We start from the raw sequence: 16,757 nt of genomic DNA, 5'->3' as shown, positions 1-16,757 counted from the left end.
TGTGGGGCTTCCCCATGTGAAAGTAGGTCACCGCCAGGCGCCAAATTAGAAACCCAGCTTATAGCTGGGTTTTTATTTCGCTGATATAGCTCAGTTGGTAGAGCGCACCCTTGGTAAGGGTGAGGTCGGCAGTTCGAATCTGCCTATCAGCACCATATTCAATTAAGCCCGGCACTATTGCTGGGCTTTTTTGTTTTTATCGGCCAATTATTGGTCGGTTTATCTGATTAGGTTGGGGCTAATGGCTTCAACTCTAATGACCCAAGCGTGAAATTAGCCTCTTTTTAGCTGTTTTTTACTTGCAGCTTGCGTGGTAACTCTTTGTTTATTATTGTTTTTTTAATTAAATTAAACAAAATTTAGACAATCCTACCAATTAAAAAATTAGGGTGTTATAATTTCGCGCCCTTTAATTAGGCAGCCAGAGATCTCAGCGCTAATTGCTGGGGTCAGTTGTAATATATAGCGGAGCACTGAAATGATCCAAATGCAATCTACTATGGACGTGGCGGACAATTCCGGCGCGCGCCTTGTACAGTGTATTAAGGTCCTAGGTGGTTCGCACCGCCGTTATGCACGAATTGGCGACATCATTAAAGTTACTGTTAAGGAAGCAATTCCTCGCGGTAAAGTTAAGAAAGGTGACGTTATGAATGCTGTGGTAGTGCGTACTAGAAAAGGCGTTCGTCGTCCTGATGGTTCTGTAATTCGTTTTGACCGCAATGCAGCGGTTATCTTGAATGCAAACAATCAGCCTATTGGTACTCGTATCTTTGGTCCTGTGACACGTGAACTGCGAAATGAACAGTTCATGAAAATTGTGTCTCTAGCGCCAGAAGTACTTTAAGGAGTCCAAAATGGCTAATAAAATCCAAAAAGGCGATGAAGTAATAGTTATTGCAGGTAAAGACAAAGGCAAACGCGGTAGCGTAACCAAAGTTTTACCTACTGGAAAACTATTCGTTGAAGGCGTGAATGTAATCAAGAAGCACCAAAAGCCAAACCCACAATTGGGTGTAGCTGGCGGTATTGTTGAGAAAGAAGCGGCCCTTGATGCATCAAACGTAGCGATTTTTAACCCTGCCACTGGCAAGGCTGATCGCGTTGGTTTCCGATTTGAAGACGACAAAAAAGTTCGTGTATTCAAATCGTCTAATGAAATTGTAAAGTAACTGGAGTTAACGATGGCGAAACTGCATGACCTATATAAGGAAACTGTAACGCCTGAACTCTTAAAGGAGTTCGGTTACAAATCCATCATGCAAGTCCCTCGGATTGAGAAAATCACCCTTAACATGGGTGTGGGTGAAGCGGTTAATGACAAGAAAGTACTAGAGCACGCAATTGCTGATCTAGCGGCTATCTCAGGTCAAAAACCACTTACTACCAAAGCTCGTAAATCTGTAGCAGGCTTCAAAATCCGTGATGGATACCCAATTGGTTGTAAAGTGACTCTACGCGGTGAGCGTATGTGGGAGTTTTTAGAGCGTTTGATTTCTATCGCTATTCCTCGTGTTCGAGATTTCCGTGGTTTGAATGCTAAGTCATTCGATGGCCGTGGTAATTACAGCATGGGTGTACGTGAGCAAATCATCTTCCCTGAAATCGATTATGACAAAGTTGATAAGGTTCGTGGTATGGATATTACTATCACTACTACTGCCGAAACCAACGAGGAAGGCCGCGCTCTGCTGGCTGCCTTTAACTTCCCATTCCGTAAGTAAGGTAGAGTTAGTTATGGCTAAACAATCAATGAAAGCTCGTGAAGTGAAACGTGAAAAAGCCGTTGCTCGCTTCGCGGAAAAGCGCGCTGCGCTTAAAGCGATTATTAGCAGCGTGAACAGCTCTGATGAAGAGCGTTGGGACGCAGTGTTAAAATTGCAATCGTTACCTCGTGATTCAAGTCGGTCTCGTCAGCGTAACCGCTGTAACGTAACTGGCCGCCCACATGGCTACCTACGCAAATTCGGCTTAAGCCGTATTAAATTGCGTGAAGCTATGATGCGCGGTGAGGTTCCTGGCCTTAAGAAAGCCAGTTGGTAATCCACTTAATTACGGAGTAAACGATTATGAGCATGCAAGATCCTATTGCAGATATGTTGACTCGCGTTCGCAACGGTCAATCAGCAAATAAAGTATCTGTTGTTATGCCTTCATCTAAAGTAAAAGTGGCAATTGCTAACTTGTTGCAAGAAGAAGGTTACATCACAGGATACGCTGTGACTGGTGACGTGAAAAAGTCATTAGAAGTTACCCTCAAGTACTTTGAAGGTAAAAAAGTTATTGAAAAGATTGAACGTGTAAGCCGTCCAGGCCTACGCATTTATAAAGGTGCTAAAGACCTACCTAAAGTTATGGGTGGCCTTGGCGTTGCAATCGTTTCTACATCTAAAGGCGTTATGACTGACCGTGCAGCACGTAAAGCTGGCATGGGCGGTGAAATCGTCTGTTACGTAGCTTAACCGGAGGTAGGTAATATGTCTCGCGTAGCCAAGGCTCCCGTTACAATTCCTGCTGGCGTTGAAGTAAATATCAACGGCCAAGAATTAACGGTTAAAGGTAGCAAAGGTACATTGACTCGCGTTTTTAACGACGCAGTTGTTGTAACGAAAGAAGAAAACGAATTGAAATTTGCTGTAGTTGAAGGTGGTTCTTCAGCTCAAGCAGGTACCGCTCGTGCTCTTAGCAACAACATGGTTGTTGGCGTTACAGACGGGTTTGAGAAAAAACTGACACTATTAGGTGTTGGTTACCGTGCCGCTGTTAAAGGCAAGGTAGTTAACCTAACTTTAGGTTTTTCTCACCCTGTAGATTACACCTTACCAGAAGGTGTTACAGCAGAGTGTCCATCACAAACTGAAATCGTACTGAAAGGTGCTGATAAGCAAGTTGTTGGTCAGGTAGCAGCAGACATTCGCGCGTTCCGTCCACCAGAGCCTTACAAAGGTAAAGGTGTTCGTTACTCTGACGAAAATGTTCGCCGTAAAGAGGCTAAGAAGAAGTAGGTTAACACTATGGAAAAGAAAATTGCTCGTCTGCGTCGTGCAACACGCACTCGCAAAGCTATGCAAGAGTTGGGTAAAACCCGCCTGGTGATTCACCGTACTCCGCGCCATATTTACGCGCAGGTGATTGCACCTGATGCACAGGTTATTGCCGCAGCATCAACAGTAGATAAAGCCGTTGCTAACGGTCTTGAAAGTTTAAGTAATGTAGCTGCCGCTACTGCAGTAGGTAAAGCAATCGCTGAACGTGCTGCTGAAAAAGGCGTTACATCTGTAGCTTTTGACCGTTCAGGCTTTAAGTACCACGGCCGCGTTGCTGCGCTTGCAGAAGCAGCACGTGAAGCTGGTCTTCAGTTCTAAGGAGTGAGTCATGTCTAAATTTGAAGCACAAGCCGGTAGTGATCTGAACGAAAAGCTTATCGCTGTAAACCGTGTGTCAAAAGTAGTTAAAGGTGGTCGTATCTTCAGTTTCACTGCTCTAACAGTAGTGGGTGACGGTAACGGTCGCGTAGGGTTTGGTTATGGTAAAGCACGTGAAGTTCCAGCTGCTATTCAAAAAGCAATGGAAAAAGCGCGTCGTAACCTTACTAGTGTACAGCTGAGAGGCACTACACTGCAGCATCCTATTAAGGGTCGCCACTCTGGGTCGCGTGTTTACATGCAACCTGCATCAGAGGGTACTGGTATTATTGCCGGTGGTGCGATGCGTGCTGTTCTAGAAGTTGCGGGTGTGCAGAACGTATTGTCTAAGGCATACGGTTCTACTAACCCAATTAACATTGTTCGCGCTACTATCGACGCTCTTGAGAATATGCATTCTCCACAAGACGTTGCTGCGAAGCGTGGCCTAAGCGTCCAAGAAATTCTGGGGTAATAAGCCATGTCGAACAAAATTAAAGTAACACAGACTAAAAGCGGTATCGGGCGTTTGCCTAAGCACCGCGCGACTTTAACAGGTCTAGGTCTTCGTCGCATTAATCACACTGTTGAACTAGAGGATACTCCTTGTGTTCGCGGTATGATTAATAAAGTTTCTTACATGGTTAAGGTTGAGGGAGAATAATCATGCGTTTGAATACTCTTTCTCCAGCTGCTGGCTCTAAGCCAAATGCTAAGCGTGTAGGTCGTGGTATTGGTTCTGGTTTAGGTAAAACCGGTGGTCGTGGTCACAAAGGTCAGAAGTCTCGTTCTGGCGGTAGTGTTCGTCCAGGTTTCGAAGGCGGTCAAATGCCATTGAAACAACGTTTGCCTAAATTTGGTTTTACTTCACGTAAATCAATGGTAACTGCTGAAGTTCGCACTGCTGAGCTAGCTAAAGTTACTGCTGACGTGGTAGATTTGGACGCTTTGAAGGCGGCTGGTCTTATTACTCGCAACATTAAGTTTGCAAAAGTAGTACTATCTGGCGAAGTTAAAGCACCAGTTACCTTACGTGGCCTGCGTGTAACTAAAGGCGCACTGGCAGCTATTGAAGCTGCTGGCGGTAAAATCGAGGAATAGTACAAAACATGGCTAAGAATCCAGGAACAGCATCAGCAAGTGCACAAGGCGGCTTAAGCGAGCTTAAGAGTCGTTTATTATTTGTGCTTGGAGCCATTATTGTGTTCCGAGCCGGCTCCTTTGTGCCGTTACCTGGGATTGATGCCGCTGTACTGGCCGCGTTGTTTGACCAGCAGAAAGGTACCATTCTGGAAATGTTTAATATGTTTTCAGGTGGTGCACTTTCACGTGCGTCTATTTTCGCGTTAGGTATCATGCCGTATATTTCGGCATCGATTATCATCCAGTTATTGACTGTTGTTCACCCAACCCTTGCTGAACTTAAAAAGGAAGGCGAGTCGGGTCGACGTAAAATTAGTCAATACACGCGTTATAGCACACTGGTTCTAGCAACCTTCCAAGCTATTGGTATTGCTACTGGCTTACCAAATATGATGGCTGGTCTGGTAATTAACCCAGGCCTACCATTCTATTTCACTGCGGTGGTTAGCTTGGTAACGGGAACAATGTTCCTAATGTGGTTAGGTGAGCAAATTACTGAACGCGGTATTGGCAACGGGATCTCGATTCTGATTTTTGCTGGTATTGTGGCAGGATTGCCTTCTGCAATCGGTCAGACGGCTGAGCAGGCGCGTCAAGGAGAGTTACATTTGTTGTTACTCTTGTTCATCGTTGCTCTTGTATTTGCGGTGACCTTCTTTGTGGTATTTGTAGAACGTGGACAGCGTCGTATCGTTGTTAACTATGCAAAACGCCAACAAGGTCGCAAAGTGTTTGCTGCGCAAAGCACACATTTACCACTTAAGGTAAACATGGCGGGTGTTATCCCAGCTATTTTTGCTTCAAGTATTATTCTGTTCCCTGGCACATTAGCTCAGTGGTTTGGTCAAAATGAAGGCTTGTCTTTCTTATCTGACTTATCGCTAACGCTACAACCTGGGCAACCGTTATATGTGTTCTTGTATGCAGCAGCCATTATCTTCTTCTGCTTCTTCTATACTGCGTTGGTATTTAACCCTCGCGAAACAGCAGATAACTTGAAGAAGAGTGGCGCGTTCATTCCAGGTATTCGTCCTGGTGAACAAACCTCGCGATACATCGACAAGGTGATGACTCGTTTAACCCTAGCTGGTGCTTTGTACATCACGTTTGTATGTTTAATTCCTGAGTTTATGATGATCGGAATGAACGTTCAGTTCTACTTCGGTGGTACTTCGCTACTTATTGTAGTGGTGGTTATCATGGACTTTATGGCTCAGGTCCAAACCCATTTGATGTCTCATCAATATGGTTCGGTTCTGAAAAAAGCTAATCTTAAAGGTTACGGCCGATAGGCCGCCCTTGAGATTGGACTTTAACTTTTGCGGAGATAGCAATGAAAGTACGTGCATCCGTTAAGAAAATCTGCCGTAACTGTAAAGTTATTAAGCGCAACGGTGTTGTGCGTGTAATTTGCAGTGAGCCAAAGCATAAACAGCGCCAAGGCTAGTTAGTAGATTTCAAGACAATATTATTTGCAATGTGGTCATCTGTTGAGTATCCTTACGGGCTTTTCACAGATGGCCTTCGTTTAACACGAAAAATAGGAGTGTGCCAATGGCCCGTATAGCCGGCATTAACATTCCTGATCAGAAGCACGCAGTTATTGCTTTAACTGCAATCTTCGGCATTGGCTTAACCCGTTCACAGAAAATCTGTGCGGCAGCTGGTATCGCTGAAGATGTAAAGATCAGAGAACTTGACGAAACACAAATCGATAAACTTCGTGACGAAGTAGCTAAATTCACCGTTGAAGGTGATCTACGCCGTGAAGTATCTATGAACATTAAGCGCCTGATGGACCTCGGTTGTTACCGTGGACTTCGTCATCGTCGCAGTTTGCCCCTTCGCGGTCAGCGCACTAAAACTAATGCGCGCACCCGTAAAGGTCCTCGCAAACCTATTAAGAAATAAGGGGTGAGTGATAATGGCTAAAACTCCGACTCGCGCTCGTAAACGCGTAAAAAAACAAGTTGCTGATGGCATGGCTCATATCCATGCGTCTTTCAACAATACTATCGTGACTATCACTGATCGTCAGGGCAACGCGCTTTCTTGGGCTACCGCAGGTGGTTCAGGTTTCCGTGGTTCTCGTAAGTCTACTCCGTTTGCTGCACAGGTTGCTGCTGAACGTGCTGCTGAAGCAGCTAAAGACTACGGCCTTAAGAACGTAGAAGTGTTTGTAAACGGCCCAGGTCCTGGTCGTGAGTCTTCAATCCGTGCATTACATGCTGCGGGTTTCCGTGTGACTAACATCACCGACGTGACTCCGATTCCACACAATGGCTGTCGTCCACCTAAGAAACGCCGCGTGTAGTTTCTGGATAGATTGGAGAAAGAAAAATGGCAAGATATTTAGGTCCAAAGCTTAAACTTAGCCGTCGTGAAGGTACCGATCTTTTCTTGAAAAGTGGTGTACGTGCGATCGACACAAAGTGTAAGCTGGATACAGCACCTGGACAACACGGTGCACGTAAAGCGCGTCTTTCAGACTACGGTTTACAGCTTCGTGAGAAGCAAAAAGTTCGTCGTTTATACGGCATTCTTGAAAAGCAATTCCGCAACTACTATAAAGCTGCTGCTCGCCTTAAAGGCAACACCGGTGAAAACTTGTTGCAATTGTTAGAAAGTCGTTTGGATAACGTTGTTTACCGTGTAGGTTTTGGTGCAACTCGCGCCGAAGCTCGTCAGCTAGTTAGCCACAAAGCTATTCTAGTAAACGGTAAAGTGGTAAACATTCCTTCTTACAAGGTACTACCAGAAGACGTTATCAGTGTTCGCGAAAAATCTAAGAAGCAAGCGCGTATCGTTGCATCTTTAGAAATCGCTGGACAACGTGAAGCGGCATCGTGGGTAGAAGTAGACGCAACTAAGATGGAAGGCACTTTCAAGCGCCTACCTGAGCGCGCTGACTTGTCTGCGGAAATTAACGAACAGCTGATCGTCGAACTTTACTCTAAGTAAAGTTGAATTATAGAGAGGACACAATGCAGGGTTCTGTAACAGAGTTTCTAAAACCAAGGCTAGTTGAGATCGAACAAGTTAGCCCAACTCGTGCAAAAGTTACGCTTGAGCCGTTAGAGCGTGGTTTTGGCCACACTTTAGGTAACGCTCTTCGTCGTATTCTTTTATCTTCTATGCCAGGTTGTGCGGTAACTGAAGTAGAAATCGATGGCGTGTTGCATGAGTACAGCAGTAAGGAAGGTGTTCAAGAGGATATCTTGGAAATCTTGCTTAACCTAAAAGGTATTGCTGTAAAGTTAGAAGGTAAAGACGAAGTAACCTTAAGTCTTACCAAGTCTGGAGCAGGTCCTGTGGTTGCAGGCGACATTCAGCACGACGCTGATGTCGAAATCACTAACCCTGAGCACGTTATTTGTCACCTTAGCAGCAACGCTGAAATCAGCATGCGCATTAAGGTAGAACGTGGTCGTGGTTACGTACCAGCTTCAGTTCGGGTTCACTCTGAAGATGAAGAGCGTCCAATTGGTCGTTTGCTAACAGATGCGGCTTACAGCCCAGTAGAGCGTATTGCTTATACTGTTGAAGCTGCACGTGTAGAGCAACGTACTGACTTGGACAAATTGGTTATCGATATGGAAACCAATGGTACTCTTGATCCAGAGGAAGCTATCCGCCGCAGTGCAACAATTCTTGCAGAGCAGTTGGATGCCTTCGTTGACTTACGTGACGTAAGTGAGCCAGAAGAAAAAGAAGAGAAGCCAGAGTTTGATCCAATCCTGCTTCGTCCTGTCGATGATCTAGAGTTGACAGTACGCTCTGCTAACTGTTTGAAGGCAGAAGCGATTCATTACATTGGTGACTTGGTACAACGTACCGAAGTTGAGCTACTTAAAACCCCTAACTTGGGTAAGAAGTCGCTTACAGAAATCAAAGATGTATTAGCATCACGTGGTCTATCTCTAGGTATGCGCCTAGAAAACTGGCCACCTGCTAGCATCGCTGATAAGTAGTCACTGGTTTTAACGTCTTAATATAGAAGGATAAGGTCATGCGCCATCGTCAGAGTGGTCGTCAATTGAACCGAAATAGCAGCCATCGTCAGGCTATGTTCCGGAATATGGCCAGTTCATTGGTTCGCCATGAAGTTATCAAGACAACATTGCCTAAAGCCAAAGAGCTTCGCCGTGTTGTTGAGCCATTAATTACATTGGCTAAAAATGACAGTGTAGCTAACCGTCGTCTAGCTTTTGCTCGTACTCGCGATGCAGAAGTTGTTGGTAAGCTATTTGCTGAAATCGGCCCACGATTCAAAGAACGTGCAGGCGGTTATACTCGCATTTTAAAATGTGGTTTCCGTGCTGGCGACAATGCTCCTATGGCATACATTGAATTATTGGACCGTCCTGAAGTTGAAGAAGTAGTTGAAGAAGCTGCTGAGTAAACTCAGACACCAAGCCTAAAAAGCCGGACTTAGGTCCGGCTTTTTTTTGTCTAAAATTTGTTATCGCTTAGCAACTTGGATTGGATGATTACAAACGTTTATTGTGGTCGAAGTAGTATGAAATTCGAGCCCGAGGGTTAAGGTATTCAAACACTGCATCGGGCAATGCGCTTGGCTTTAAGGCTTTTTCTATGGTTAAGCCTGCTGCTTCTAAATCGATAATTGGCGCTTCGGTACGTGGAATGTTAGCGTCGTAAACTTGTACCGCTGGAAACAATAAACGCTCAGAGTTAACCGACATCACCAAGCCAATTTGGCCTGAGCTAAGCTGTACTACGCTGCCAGGTGGGTAAATACCTAGCAGGCGGATCAGAATGCCTAAATCGGCTGTATTTAGTTGTTCTTTACGCTGTTTATAAAGATATGAAATAACAGTGAAAGGAATGCGAGTTTGCTTCACATCACGTGGATGACACAAGCTGTCGTATTCATTTACCACTGAAATAAGCTGAGACAAGCGGTCGATTTGCTCACCCTTAAGTTTTTTGGGATAACCACTTCCATCTAAAAACTCGTGGTGTTGCTCAGCAATTAACTTAACTTTGGCCGGTAACGTTTCAGAGAGCTTTAGAAAATCAGCACCGTACTTGGTGTGCATTTTAAGTAAGTTTGCTTCTTGAGCAGTTAGCTTGCCCGGCTTGCGTAAAATCTTATCCGGGATCTTCATTTTACCCACATCGTGGAATAATCCCGAAAGACCCAAAATCTTAATATCACGCTCGGAAAAACCGGCTGCTTTAGCCAACATCATCGCAAGGATAGAAACGTTGAGGCTATGGTAATAAAAGCTGTCAGCATCTTTGCTGTCGTTCATTAGATGAAGTACAACGTTTTCGCCGGACAGTAAGTCATCGGCTAAGTTGTTAATTAAGCTAGTTGCGTCGTCTACCGCATTTAGCGGGCGACTTTTGAGCTTAGACATTACCGCCCGGACTTGCGCCATAGAGCGATCGAACTCTTTTTCTACTTTTTGCAGATTGCGACGGTAGTTTTTAAGTTCTTCGATACGGGCGCGCTTTTCTTCCCAAAGGGCTTTTTCTGCTTTCTCTTGGGCTTTGGGGTCGGCCTTTTTACTATCGCCATTTTCTTGGTCAACGGGCAGCGGTGGTTTGTCGCTCTTTTCAGGAACAACAATGACATGTTTTAAACCTAGGTTATGAATAACCTCAATTTGGTCTTGGCTTTTAATTTTGAAGCTGGTGAACATAAATGGGTGCTCGCCCCACTTAACAGGAAGCTTTACGTAAACTCCTATCTGTAAGCGTTCAACATTTAGCTTTAACTCTGCCATTTTTCCTTTCTACTTCATCCGTCTAGCCTGCATTATGAAGAATTTGGCACACAAAATCAGCTGCTTTTAACAAGTTCTAGACATACACTACAATCTAACTAAAATAGGTATCTAGATGTCTAGACATACATTGCCTGTTGTTAGCAAGGAACCTTTATATGCCAATTTGTATTCCTGATCAGTTACCCGCTGCTGAAGTATTGCGCAATGAAAACATATTTGTAATGCCGGAGAGCCGTGCTGCTCACCAGGATATTCGTCCCTTAGAAGTGGTATTGCTTAACTTGATGCCAAAGAAAATCGAGACCGAGAATCAGATCCTTCGCTTGCTTTCTAACTCGCCGTTGCAAGTGAACGTAAAGCTATTACGGATTAATCACCGCGTGTCTAAAAATACTCCGCAAGAGCATATTGATAAGTTTTATCGAGATTTCGAGAAATTGCGAGAGCGCAATTTTGACGGCTTAATTATTACTGGTGCACCGCTTGGTCAAGTTGCATTCGAAGACGTTTATTACTGGGACCAAGTAAAAGAAATCATCGATTGGTCGACAACTCACGTAACTTCAACGTTGTACTTATGTTGGGCGGCGCAAGCTGCGTTGTATCATTTGTATGGATTAGAAAAGCAGACACGTGAGAAGAAGTTGTCAGGGGTGTACTGGCATCAAACTAAGCATAAGCATAACCCCTTAGTGCGCGGTTTTGACGACGCCTTTTTAGCGCCTTTGTCGCGTTATGCTCACTTCGATTCTAATTTGATCACCGAAGAAACTGACTTAACAGTATTGGCCGATAACCCCGAAGCCGGTAGCTATTTATTTGCCAGTGAAGATTTCCGTCAAGTATTTATAACTGGTCATCCAGAATATGCCGCCGATACCTTAGATAACGAATATCAGCGTGACAGCCAAGAAGGTTTGAATCCTCAGTTACCAGAGAATTATTATCCGCAAGATGATTGCGGCAACTCACCTTGTGCCACATGGCGCAGTCATGGTCATTTGCTTTACAACAATTGGCTAAATTACTGTGTGTACCAAATCACGCCGTACGACTTAACAGAGCTAAAACCAAAATCCGATAATATCTTGAAATAATTTCATATAACTTTATCGCAGCTAAGCCTTTAAAGGCAGTGTGCTACACTGCCGTCTCGAAATACCAGCGAAAGAAATAGGATGTTCCCGTGTCAGCAAGGCCTCAATTAGAAAAGCAACTTTCTCAACGCATCATGATTATTGATGGCGGCATGGGAACAATGATTCAATCTTACAAGTTTGAAGAGGCTGATTACCGCGGAGAGCGCTTTGCTGATTGGCATACCGATGTGAAAGGTAACAACGATATGTTGGTCCTTTCTCAGCCTAAAATCATTGCCGATATCCACCGCGATTACCTACTTGCCGGCGCTGATATTCTCGAAACCAATACCTTTAACGCCACCACTATCGCCATGGCCGATTATGACATGGAAGCTTATTCTGCTGAGATAAACCGAGAGGCAGCCAGAATAGCCCGTGAGGTGGCCGATGAAGTTACCGCGTTAAACCCTGAACGCCCGCGTTTCGTAGCGGGGGTGCTAGGGCCAACTAACCGTACCTGTTCTATATCTCCTGATGTAAACGACCCGGGTTACCGAAACGTTACTTTTAACGAGTTAGTAGAAGCTTACGAAGAATCGACTAAAGCTTTAATTGAAGGCGGTAGCGACCTGATTCTTATCGAAACTATCTTCGATACCTTAAATGCTAAAGCTGCAGTGTTTGCGGTTAAATCAGTTTACGATGAATTGGGAATCGATTTACCCATAATGATTTCCGGTACCATTACCGACGCGTCAGGCCGTACCTTAAGTGGCCAAACAACTGAGGCATTTTATAATTCCTTGCGCCACGCAGAGCCAATTAGCATGGGCCTAAACTGTGCGCTTGGTCCCGATGAGCTACGCCAATATGTTGAAGAGCTAAGCCGCGTAAGCGAGAGCTATGTGTCGGCTCACCCTAATGCGGGTTTACCTAATGCTTTCGGTGAATATGATCTAGAAGCCAAAGAAATGGCTGAGCATATTGGTGAATGGGCGCGCGCTGGTTTCTTAAACCTTGTAGGTGGTTGTTGTGGTACAACGCCAGAACATATTAAAGCGATGGCCGATGCCGTAGAAGGTGTTAAACCGCGCCAATTGCCAGAAATAGACGTTGCCTGTCGTTTATCTGGACTAGAGCCTCTAACCATTACCCCTGAAACCTTATTTGTAAATGTGGGTGAGCGTAACAACGTTACTGGCTCGGCCATGTTTAAGCGCTTAATTAAAGAAGAAAACTACGATAAAGCCATTGAAGTTGCTTTGCAGCAGGTAGAAAACGGTGCGCAAATCATCGATGTGAACATGGATGAAGGCATGCTTGATTCTAAAGCTGCCATGGTGCGCTTTTTAAACATGGTTGCTTCAGAGCCAGACATTGCCAAAGTACCGGTAATGATCGACTCATCAAAGTGGGACATTCTTGAAGCGGGTTTGCAGTGTGTGCAAGGTAAACCTGTAGTTAACTCCATCTCTATGAAAGAAGGTGTTGAGCCTTTTGTTGAGCAAGCCAAAATTCTTCGCCGTTATGGCGCTGCCGTGATTGTGATGGCTTTTGATGAAGTGGGGCAAGCTGATACGCGAGAGCGTAAGTTCGAGATATGTAGTAAGTCGTACGACATTTTGGTGAATCAAGTAGGCTTCCCACCAGAAGATATCATCTTCGATCCTAATATCTTTGCTGTAGCTACCGGTATCGATGAGCATAACAACTATGCGGTTGATTTCATCGAAGCGGTTAAAGACATCAAAGATAACTTGCCTCACGCGATGATCTCGGGCGGCGTCTCAAATGTAAGTTTCTCATTCCGCGGAAACAACCCTGTACGTGAAGCTATTCACGCGGTATTCCTGTATTACGCCATTAAAAATGGCATGGACATGGGTATTGTAAATGCAGGCCAGCTAGCCATTTACGAAGACATTCCCAAAGAGCTTAAAGATAAAGTTGAAGCGGTTGTACTAAATACCCATGACAACGCAACCGAAGAGCTGTTAGAGATTGCCGAGAAGTACCGTGGTGATGGAACTCAGCAAGAAAGTGCTCAAGATTTAGAGTGGCGCACGTGGGATGTAAACAAGCGCTTAGAACACGCTTTAGTCAAAGGTATTACCGAATTCATCGAAGAGGATACAGAACTGGCTCGCCAAGCTGCAGAGCGTCCACTGCATGTGATTGAAGGGCTATTAATGGATGGCATGAACGTAGTGGGTGATTTATTTGGCGCCGGTAAAATGTTCCTTCCGCAAGTGGTTAAATCGGCGCGAGTGATGAAGCGAGCTGTGGCCTATCTGCAACCTTATATCGAAGCAGAAAAAGGTGAAGGGCAACGCTCTAACGGCAAAATTGTTATGGCCACGGTAAAAGGTGACGTACACGATATTGGTAAAAACATTGTTGGCGTGGTGCTGCAATGTAATAACTTTGAAGTGATTGACCTAGGTGTAATGGTGCCTTGCGATAAGATCTTAAAAGTAGCCAAAGAAGAGCAGGTAGACATGATTGGTCTATCTGGTTTGATTACACCTTCGCTGGATGAAATGGTGCATGTTGCTAAAGAAATGCAACGTACTGGCCTCGATATCCCACTGCTAATTGGTGGTGCGACAACTTCTAAAGCCCACACCGCAGTAAAAATTGAACAAAATTACGAAAAGCCGGTTGTTTACGTATCTAATGCCTCTCGTGCAGTGGGGGTGTGCCAAAGTTTGTTATCAGACGAGCTGCGCCCAGCCTTTGTTGAAAAACTGGATAAAGACTACGATATTGTGCGCGAGCAGCATGCACGCAAGCGACCTCGTACTCCACCAGTTACATTGGAAGCCGCACGCGCTAATGCAGTAAATATTGACTGGCAAAATTATACGCCACCCGTGCCTAAGCAGTTGGGCATTCAGCAATTTGAGAATGTATCAATTGCCGAGATAGAACCTTATATCGATTGGACACCATTCTTTATGACCTGGTCTTTGGCCGGTAAATATCCACGTATATTAGAAGATGAAGTGGTAGGTGAAGAAGCCAAACGTATCTTTGCTGATGCAAAGGTGATGTTAGAGCGTTTTAAAGCCAAGGACGAAATAAAAGTGTCTGGTGTATTTGGGCTATTCCCTGCTAACAGCGTGGGCGATGACATCGAAATTTATCGCGATGAGTCGCGCAGTGAATTGCTGGGTGTAAGCTCTCAGCTTCGCCAGCAAACAGAAAAGAAAAAGGGAGCCAACAACTGTTTGGCCGACTTTATTGCGCCTAAGTCTTCTGGCAAGGCAGACTATTTTGGCGCATTTTCCGTGACCGGCGGAATTGGTGAGGATGAGCTAGCTGAAGCCTACAAAGAAGATGGTGATGATTACAACGCCATTATGGTGAAGGCAGTGGCTGATCGTTTAGCCGAAGGGTTTGCCGAGTACTTACATGCTCAAGTGCGTAAAGAGTATTGGGGTTATGCCGCCGATGAAGCGTTAAGCAACGAAGAGCTGATTCGCGAAAACTATCAAGGCATTCGTCCTGCGCCGGGTTATCCGGCTTGCCCAGAGCATACCGAAAAAGGCTTAATTTGGGAGCTACTAGATGTTGAGCAGCGTATTGGTATGCAGTTAACCGAAAGCTACGCTATGTGGCCCGGTGCAGCGGTATCTGGCTGGTATTTCTCGCACCCAGAGAGTCGTTACTTTGCAGTAGCGTCTATTCAAAAAGATCAGGTTGAAGATTATGCACAGCGTAAAAACATGTCCTTGGAAGACGCTGAGCGTTGGTTAGCGCCTAACTTGGGTTACAACAGCTAAAACAACTACATATTTCTGCTCTGAGGCGCTGTTCTCAGAGCGGAAATTGCTTGAATTAAAGGCGATTCCCCCCTACAATTTGCGCCGATTTTATCACTGAGAATCTTCTATGAACCCGGACCCCGACAGTCGAAACTTTTATTGTTTTTTAAATCTTATACAAAAAATTTCCTTCGTGTAGTCCGTCTCGTTGATGTCTGGCTCTATGCGATAGCTGGAGCAGTACATGGCACAACTTCAACAAAAACTAGAGCTAGCCCTAGTTAATCTCGATAAACCAACTCTTCGTTCTACCCTTGATGAGTATCACTTTGCAGATATTGGCCAAGCCTTAGCAGAGTTCGAACCTAAAGAAGCGTTGCCGTTAATCTCTATGTTCTCCTTGGGTGATCGCGCCAAGGTTTTTTCTTACTTGCCGCCCTACCTGCAAGCCGATGTTGCTGGTTTAATGAAGCGCCATAAATTGGCTGCCTTATTTTCACGTATGGACGCCGATGAGCGGGCCGATTTGTATAATGACTTAGACGAAGAGCAGCGCGCTATGGTGTTACCGGGGTTAGCGCAAGCCGAACGTGAAGATTTACGTAAGCTGTCAAGTTATGCAGAGGGTACAGCAGGGGCGATAATGACCTCCGACTACGCCACCTTAAAAGAGCATTGGTTAGTTAGTCGAGCGCTTAAGCAGCTGCGCTTAGAGGCGCCAGATAAAGAAACCATTTATCAAACCTACGTGATTGATGGCCAGCGCCGTTTGCGCGGTACTGTGTCTTTGCGTGAGTTGATCTTGGCCTCTCCAGATACTCAAGTACGTGAGTTAATGCGGACCGAAGTGGTATCGGTAACCGTTGAAGAGAGCCAAGAGCAGGCCGCTAAGCAAATTCGTCATTACGACTTACTGGCTTTACCGGTGGTTGATGAGGTGCAAAAGTTAGTGGGCATCGTTACTTACGATGACGCGATGGACGCAGCCGTTGAAGAAGCCACCGAAGATGCGCAAAAAAGTGCCTCGGTAGGCAAGTTAGATGAAACCGTTGATCGCGTGAGTATTTGGGAGTTGTATCGTAAGCGGGTAATGTGGCTGGTATTACTGGTGTTTGGCGCAATGTTCTCGGGGGCTGGCATTGCTCACTTTGAAGATACCATTGCCAGCCATGTTGCCTTAGTGTTCTTTTTACCTTTGCTTATTGGCAGTGGCGGTAATGCTGGCTCACAGGCGGCTGCGCTTATGGTACGTGCACTAGCAACCGGTGAAGTAGACAAAAATGACTGGTCTAAATTATTTGCGCGAGAGCTACTGGTTGGTTTGGCCTTGGGCTTAACCATGGCAGCGGCAGTTTATAGTGTTGGTGTATTTCGTGGTGGACCAGATGTCGCCATGATCGTTTCAATGTCGATGATAATTATTGTACTAGTAGGCTCACTAGTCGGTTTAAGTCTTCCGTTCTTGCTCAACAAGATGAAGATGGACCCTGCCACAGCATCGGGACCTTTAGTGGCAACTATTGCTGATGTATCTGGGGTATTGGTGTATTTTGGGCTGGCCAGCATGGTGCTAGGTTTATAAAGCTGCCATAGCGAAGAAACAAA

At 45.2% G+C, this 16,757-nt stretch carries 21 protein-coding genes and 1 tRNA gene; 21 read left to right on the top strand and 1 reads right to left on the bottom strand.

The genetic code is table 11. From position 1 onward, the window contains the following. The first annotated feature begins 79 nt into the window (after positions 1 to 79). From ACYFDN_RS20405 to rplQ, 18 genes are all read left to right on the top strand, one after another. Positions 80 to 155, top strand: a tRNA-Thr gene (locus ACYFDN_RS20405). 323 nt (positions 156 to 478) lie between these two features. Then, on the top strand, positions 479 to 847 hold the full coding sequence (rplN, locus tag ACYFDN_RS20400) for a 50S ribosomal protein L14 (protein WP_016402143.1): 369 nt from the start codon (positions 479 to 481) through the stop codon (positions 845 to 847). Positions 848 to 857: 10 nt separating this feature from the next. Continuing rightward, positions 858 to 1,172 (top strand): 50S ribosomal protein L24, encoded by a 315-nt coding sequence (gene rplX, locus ACYFDN_RS20395; protein ID WP_016402142.1) that lies wholly within the window; start codon positions 858 to 860, stop codon positions 1,170 to 1,172. A 12-nt stretch (positions 1,173 to 1,184) separates the two neighbouring features. Continuing rightward, positions 1,185 to 1,724: a 50S ribosomal protein L5 gene (gene rplE / locus ACYFDN_RS20390; RefSeq protein ID WP_040307252.1), complete on the top strand. Its 540-nt coding sequence runs from the start codon at positions 1,185 to 1,187 to the stop codon at positions 1,722 to 1,724. Between the two features lie 13 nt (positions 1,725 to 1,737). After that, positions 1,738 to 2,043, top strand: coding sequence for a 30S ribosomal protein S14 (rpsN, locus tag ACYFDN_RS20385; protein WP_016402140.1), 306 nt, complete (start codon positions 1,738 to 1,740; stop codon positions 2,041 to 2,043). Between the two features lie 26 nt (positions 2,044 to 2,069). After that, on the top strand, positions 2,070 to 2,462 hold the full coding sequence (rpsH, locus tag ACYFDN_RS20380; protein ID WP_016402139.1) for a 30S ribosomal protein S8: 393 nt from the start codon (positions 2,070 to 2,072) through the stop codon (positions 2,460 to 2,462). Between the two features lie 15 nt (positions 2,463 to 2,477). Beyond that, complete coding sequence (gene rplF / locus ACYFDN_RS20375; protein WP_016402138.1) at positions 2,478 to 3,005, top strand: 50S ribosomal protein L6; 528 nt, start codon at positions 2,478 to 2,480, stop codon at positions 3,003 to 3,005. 9 nt (positions 3,006 to 3,014) lie between these two features. Next, on the top strand, positions 3,015 to 3,365 hold the full coding sequence (gene rplR, locus ACYFDN_RS20370) for a 50S ribosomal protein L18 (protein ID WP_016402137.1): 351 nt from the start codon (positions 3,015 to 3,017) through the stop codon (positions 3,363 to 3,365). Positions 3,366 to 3,375: 10 nt separating this feature from the next. Continuing rightward, a complete protein-coding gene (rpsE, locus tag ACYFDN_RS20365) occupies positions 3,376 to 3,879 on the top strand; it encodes a 30S ribosomal protein S5 (RefSeq protein WP_016402136.1) in 504 nt (167 codons plus the stop codon). A gap of 6 nt (positions 3,880 to 3,885) precedes the next feature. Next, on the top strand, positions 3,886 to 4,068 hold the full coding sequence (gene rpmD, locus ACYFDN_RS20360; RefSeq protein WP_016402135.1) for a 50S ribosomal protein L30: 183 nt from the start codon (positions 3,886 to 3,888) through the stop codon (positions 4,066 to 4,068). 2 nt (positions 4,069 to 4,070) lie between these two features. Continuing rightward, positions 4,071 to 4,505, top strand: a complete 435-nt coding sequence (rplO, locus tag ACYFDN_RS20355) for a 50S ribosomal protein L15 (RefSeq protein ID WP_016402134.1) — start codon at positions 4,071 to 4,073, stop codon at positions 4,503 to 4,505. A gap of 8 nt (positions 4,506 to 4,513) precedes the next feature. Next, positions 4,514 to 5,839 (top strand): preprotein translocase subunit SecY, encoded by a 1,326-nt coding sequence (gene secY, locus ACYFDN_RS20350; RefSeq protein ID WP_016402133.1) that lies wholly within the window; start codon positions 4,514 to 4,516, stop codon positions 5,837 to 5,839. Positions 5,840 to 5,880: 41 nt separating this feature from the next. Continuing rightward, the gene (rpmJ, locus tag ACYFDN_RS20345) at positions 5,881 to 5,994 is read left to right on the top strand and encodes a 50S ribosomal protein L36 (protein ID WP_000868186.1); all 114 of its coding nucleotides are present in this window, start codon (positions 5,881 to 5,883) and stop codon (positions 5,992 to 5,994) included. 107 nt (positions 5,995 to 6,101) lie between these two features. After that, positions 6,102 to 6,458 carry a 30S ribosomal protein S13 gene (gene rpsM / locus ACYFDN_RS20340; protein ID WP_016402132.1) on the top strand — a complete coding sequence of 119 codons (357 nt, stop codon included), beginning with the start codon at positions 6,102 to 6,104 and terminating at the stop codon, positions 6,456 to 6,458. Positions 6,459 to 6,471: 13 nt separating this feature from the next. After that, entirely contained in the window at positions 6,472 to 6,861 is a 390-nt protein-coding gene (gene rpsK, locus ACYFDN_RS20335; protein ID WP_016402131.1) for a 30S ribosomal protein S11, read from the top strand. A 26-nt stretch (positions 6,862 to 6,887) separates the two neighbouring features. Next, on the top strand, positions 6,888 to 7,508 hold the full coding sequence (gene rpsD, locus ACYFDN_RS20330; RefSeq protein ID WP_016402130.1) for a 30S ribosomal protein S4: 621 nt from the start codon (positions 6,888 to 6,890) through the stop codon (positions 7,506 to 7,508). Positions 7,509 to 7,531: 23 nt separating this feature from the next. Beyond that, a complete protein-coding gene (locus tag ACYFDN_RS20325) occupies positions 7,532 to 8,518 on the top strand; it encodes a DNA-directed RNA polymerase subunit alpha (RefSeq protein WP_016402129.1) in 987 nt (328 codons plus the stop codon). Between the two features lie 38 nt (positions 8,519 to 8,556). Then, on the top strand, positions 8,557 to 8,949 hold the full coding sequence (rplQ, locus tag ACYFDN_RS20320) for a 50S ribosomal protein L17 (RefSeq protein ID WP_040307251.1): 393 nt from the start codon (positions 8,557 to 8,559) through the stop codon (positions 8,947 to 8,949). An 88-nt stretch (positions 8,950 to 9,037) separates the two neighbouring features. Here rplQ and ACYFDN_RS20315 read toward each other — a convergent pair whose 3' ends face one another. Beyond that, the gene (locus ACYFDN_RS20315) at positions 9,038 to 10,300 is read right to left on the bottom strand and encodes a cyclic di-GMP phosphodiesterase (protein WP_016402127.1); all 1,263 of its coding nucleotides are present in this window, start codon (positions 10,298 to 10,300) and stop codon (positions 9,038 to 9,040) included. A 158-nt stretch (positions 10,301 to 10,458) separates the two neighbouring features. Between ACYFDN_RS20315 and metA the strand changes: the two genes are divergently transcribed. From metA to mgtE, 3 genes are all read left to right on the top strand, one after another. Next, on the top strand, positions 10,459 to 11,400 hold the full coding sequence (metA, locus tag ACYFDN_RS20310) for a homoserine O-acetyltransferase MetA (protein ID WP_016402126.1): 942 nt from the start codon (positions 10,459 to 10,461) through the stop codon (positions 11,398 to 11,400). A gap of 89 nt (positions 11,401 to 11,489) precedes the next feature. Next, positions 11,490 to 15,170: a methionine synthase gene (gene metH, locus ACYFDN_RS20305; protein WP_483512492.1), complete on the top strand. Its 3,681-nt coding sequence runs from the start codon at positions 11,490 to 11,492 to the stop codon at positions 15,168 to 15,170. Between the two features lie 226 nt (positions 15,171 to 15,396). Next, positions 15,397 to 16,734 carry a magnesium transporter gene (gene mgtE, locus ACYFDN_RS20300; RefSeq protein ID WP_016402124.1) on the top strand — a complete coding sequence of 446 codons (1,338 nt, stop codon included), beginning with the start codon at positions 15,397 to 15,399 and terminating at the stop codon, positions 16,732 to 16,734. Positions 16,735 to 16,757 lie beyond the last annotated feature (23 nt).

This window comes from Agarivorans sp. D1326 (assembly GCF_056958115.1).
The sequence above is the reverse complement of the archived record's forward strand: the minus strand, read 5'-3'. Positions and strand labels throughout refer to the sequence as shown.

Excerpts from the sequence above, each read along its gene's own strand:
- rpsM (WP_016402132.1), top strand. The coding sequence starts at position 6,102 with ATGGCCCGTATAGCCGGCATTAACATTCCTGATCAGAAGCACGCAGTT.
- rplX (WP_016402142.1), top strand. The coding sequence starts at position 858 with ATGGCTAATAAAATCCAAAAAGGCGATGAAGTAATAGTTATTGCAGGT.
- rpsN (WP_016402140.1), top strand. The coding sequence starts at position 1,738 with ATGGCTAAACAATCAATGAAAGCTCGTGAAGTGAAACGTGAAAAAGCC.
- rplN (WP_016402143.1), top strand. The coding sequence starts at position 479 with ATGATCCAAATGCAATCTACTATGGACGTGGCGGACAATTCCGGCGCG.
- rplQ (WP_040307251.1), top strand. The coding sequence starts at position 8,557 with ATGCGCCATCGTCAGAGTGGTCGTCAATTGAACCGAAATAGCAGCCAT.
- rplE (WP_040307252.1), top strand. The coding sequence starts at position 1,185 with ATGGCGAAACTGCATGACCTATATAAGGAAACTGTAACGCCTGAACTC.
- rplO (WP_016402134.1), top strand. The coding sequence starts at position 4,071 with ATGCGTTTGAATACTCTTTCTCCAGCTGCTGGCTCTAAGCCAAATGCT.
- ACYFDN_RS20315 (WP_016402127.1), bottom strand. The coding sequence starts at position 10,300 with ATGGCAGAGTTAAAGCTAAATGTTGAACGCTTACAGATAGGAGTTTAC.
- rpsE (WP_016402136.1), top strand. The coding sequence starts at position 3,376 with ATGTCTAAATTTGAAGCACAAGCCGGTAGTGATCTGAACGAAAAGCTT.
- rpsD (WP_016402130.1), top strand. The coding sequence starts at position 6,888 with ATGGCAAGATATTTAGGTCCAAAGCTTAAACTTAGCCGTCGTGAAGGT.
- metA (WP_016402126.1), top strand. The coding sequence starts at position 10,459 with ATGCCAATTTGTATTCCTGATCAGTTACCCGCTGCTGAAGTATTGCGC.
- mgtE (WP_016402124.1), top strand. The coding sequence starts at position 15,397 with ATGGCACAACTTCAACAAAAACTAGAGCTAGCCCTAGTTAATCTCGAT.
- rplR (WP_016402137.1), top strand. The coding sequence starts at position 3,015 with ATGGAAAAGAAAATTGCTCGTCTGCGTCGTGCAACACGCACTCGCAAA.
- secY (WP_016402133.1), top strand. The coding sequence starts at position 4,514 with ATGGCTAAGAATCCAGGAACAGCATCAGCAAGTGCACAAGGCGGCTTA.
- rpsH (WP_016402139.1), top strand. The coding sequence starts at position 2,070 with ATGAGCATGCAAGATCCTATTGCAGATATGTTGACTCGCGTTCGCAAC.
- rpsK (WP_016402131.1), top strand. The coding sequence starts at position 6,472 with ATGGCTAAAACTCCGACTCGCGCTCGTAAACGCGTAAAAAAACAAGTT.
- rplF (WP_016402138.1), top strand. The coding sequence starts at position 2,478 with ATGTCTCGCGTAGCCAAGGCTCCCGTTACAATTCCTGCTGGCGTTGAA.
- ACYFDN_RS20325 (WP_016402129.1), top strand. The coding sequence starts at position 7,532 with ATGCAGGGTTCTGTAACAGAGTTTCTAAAACCAAGGCTAGTTGAGATC.
- rpmD (WP_016402135.1), top strand. The coding sequence starts at position 3,886 with ATGTCGAACAAAATTAAAGTAACACAGACTAAAAGCGGTATCGGGCGT.
- rpmJ (WP_000868186.1), top strand. The coding sequence starts at position 5,881 with ATGAAAGTACGTGCATCCGTTAAGAAAATCTGCCGTAACTGTAAAGTT.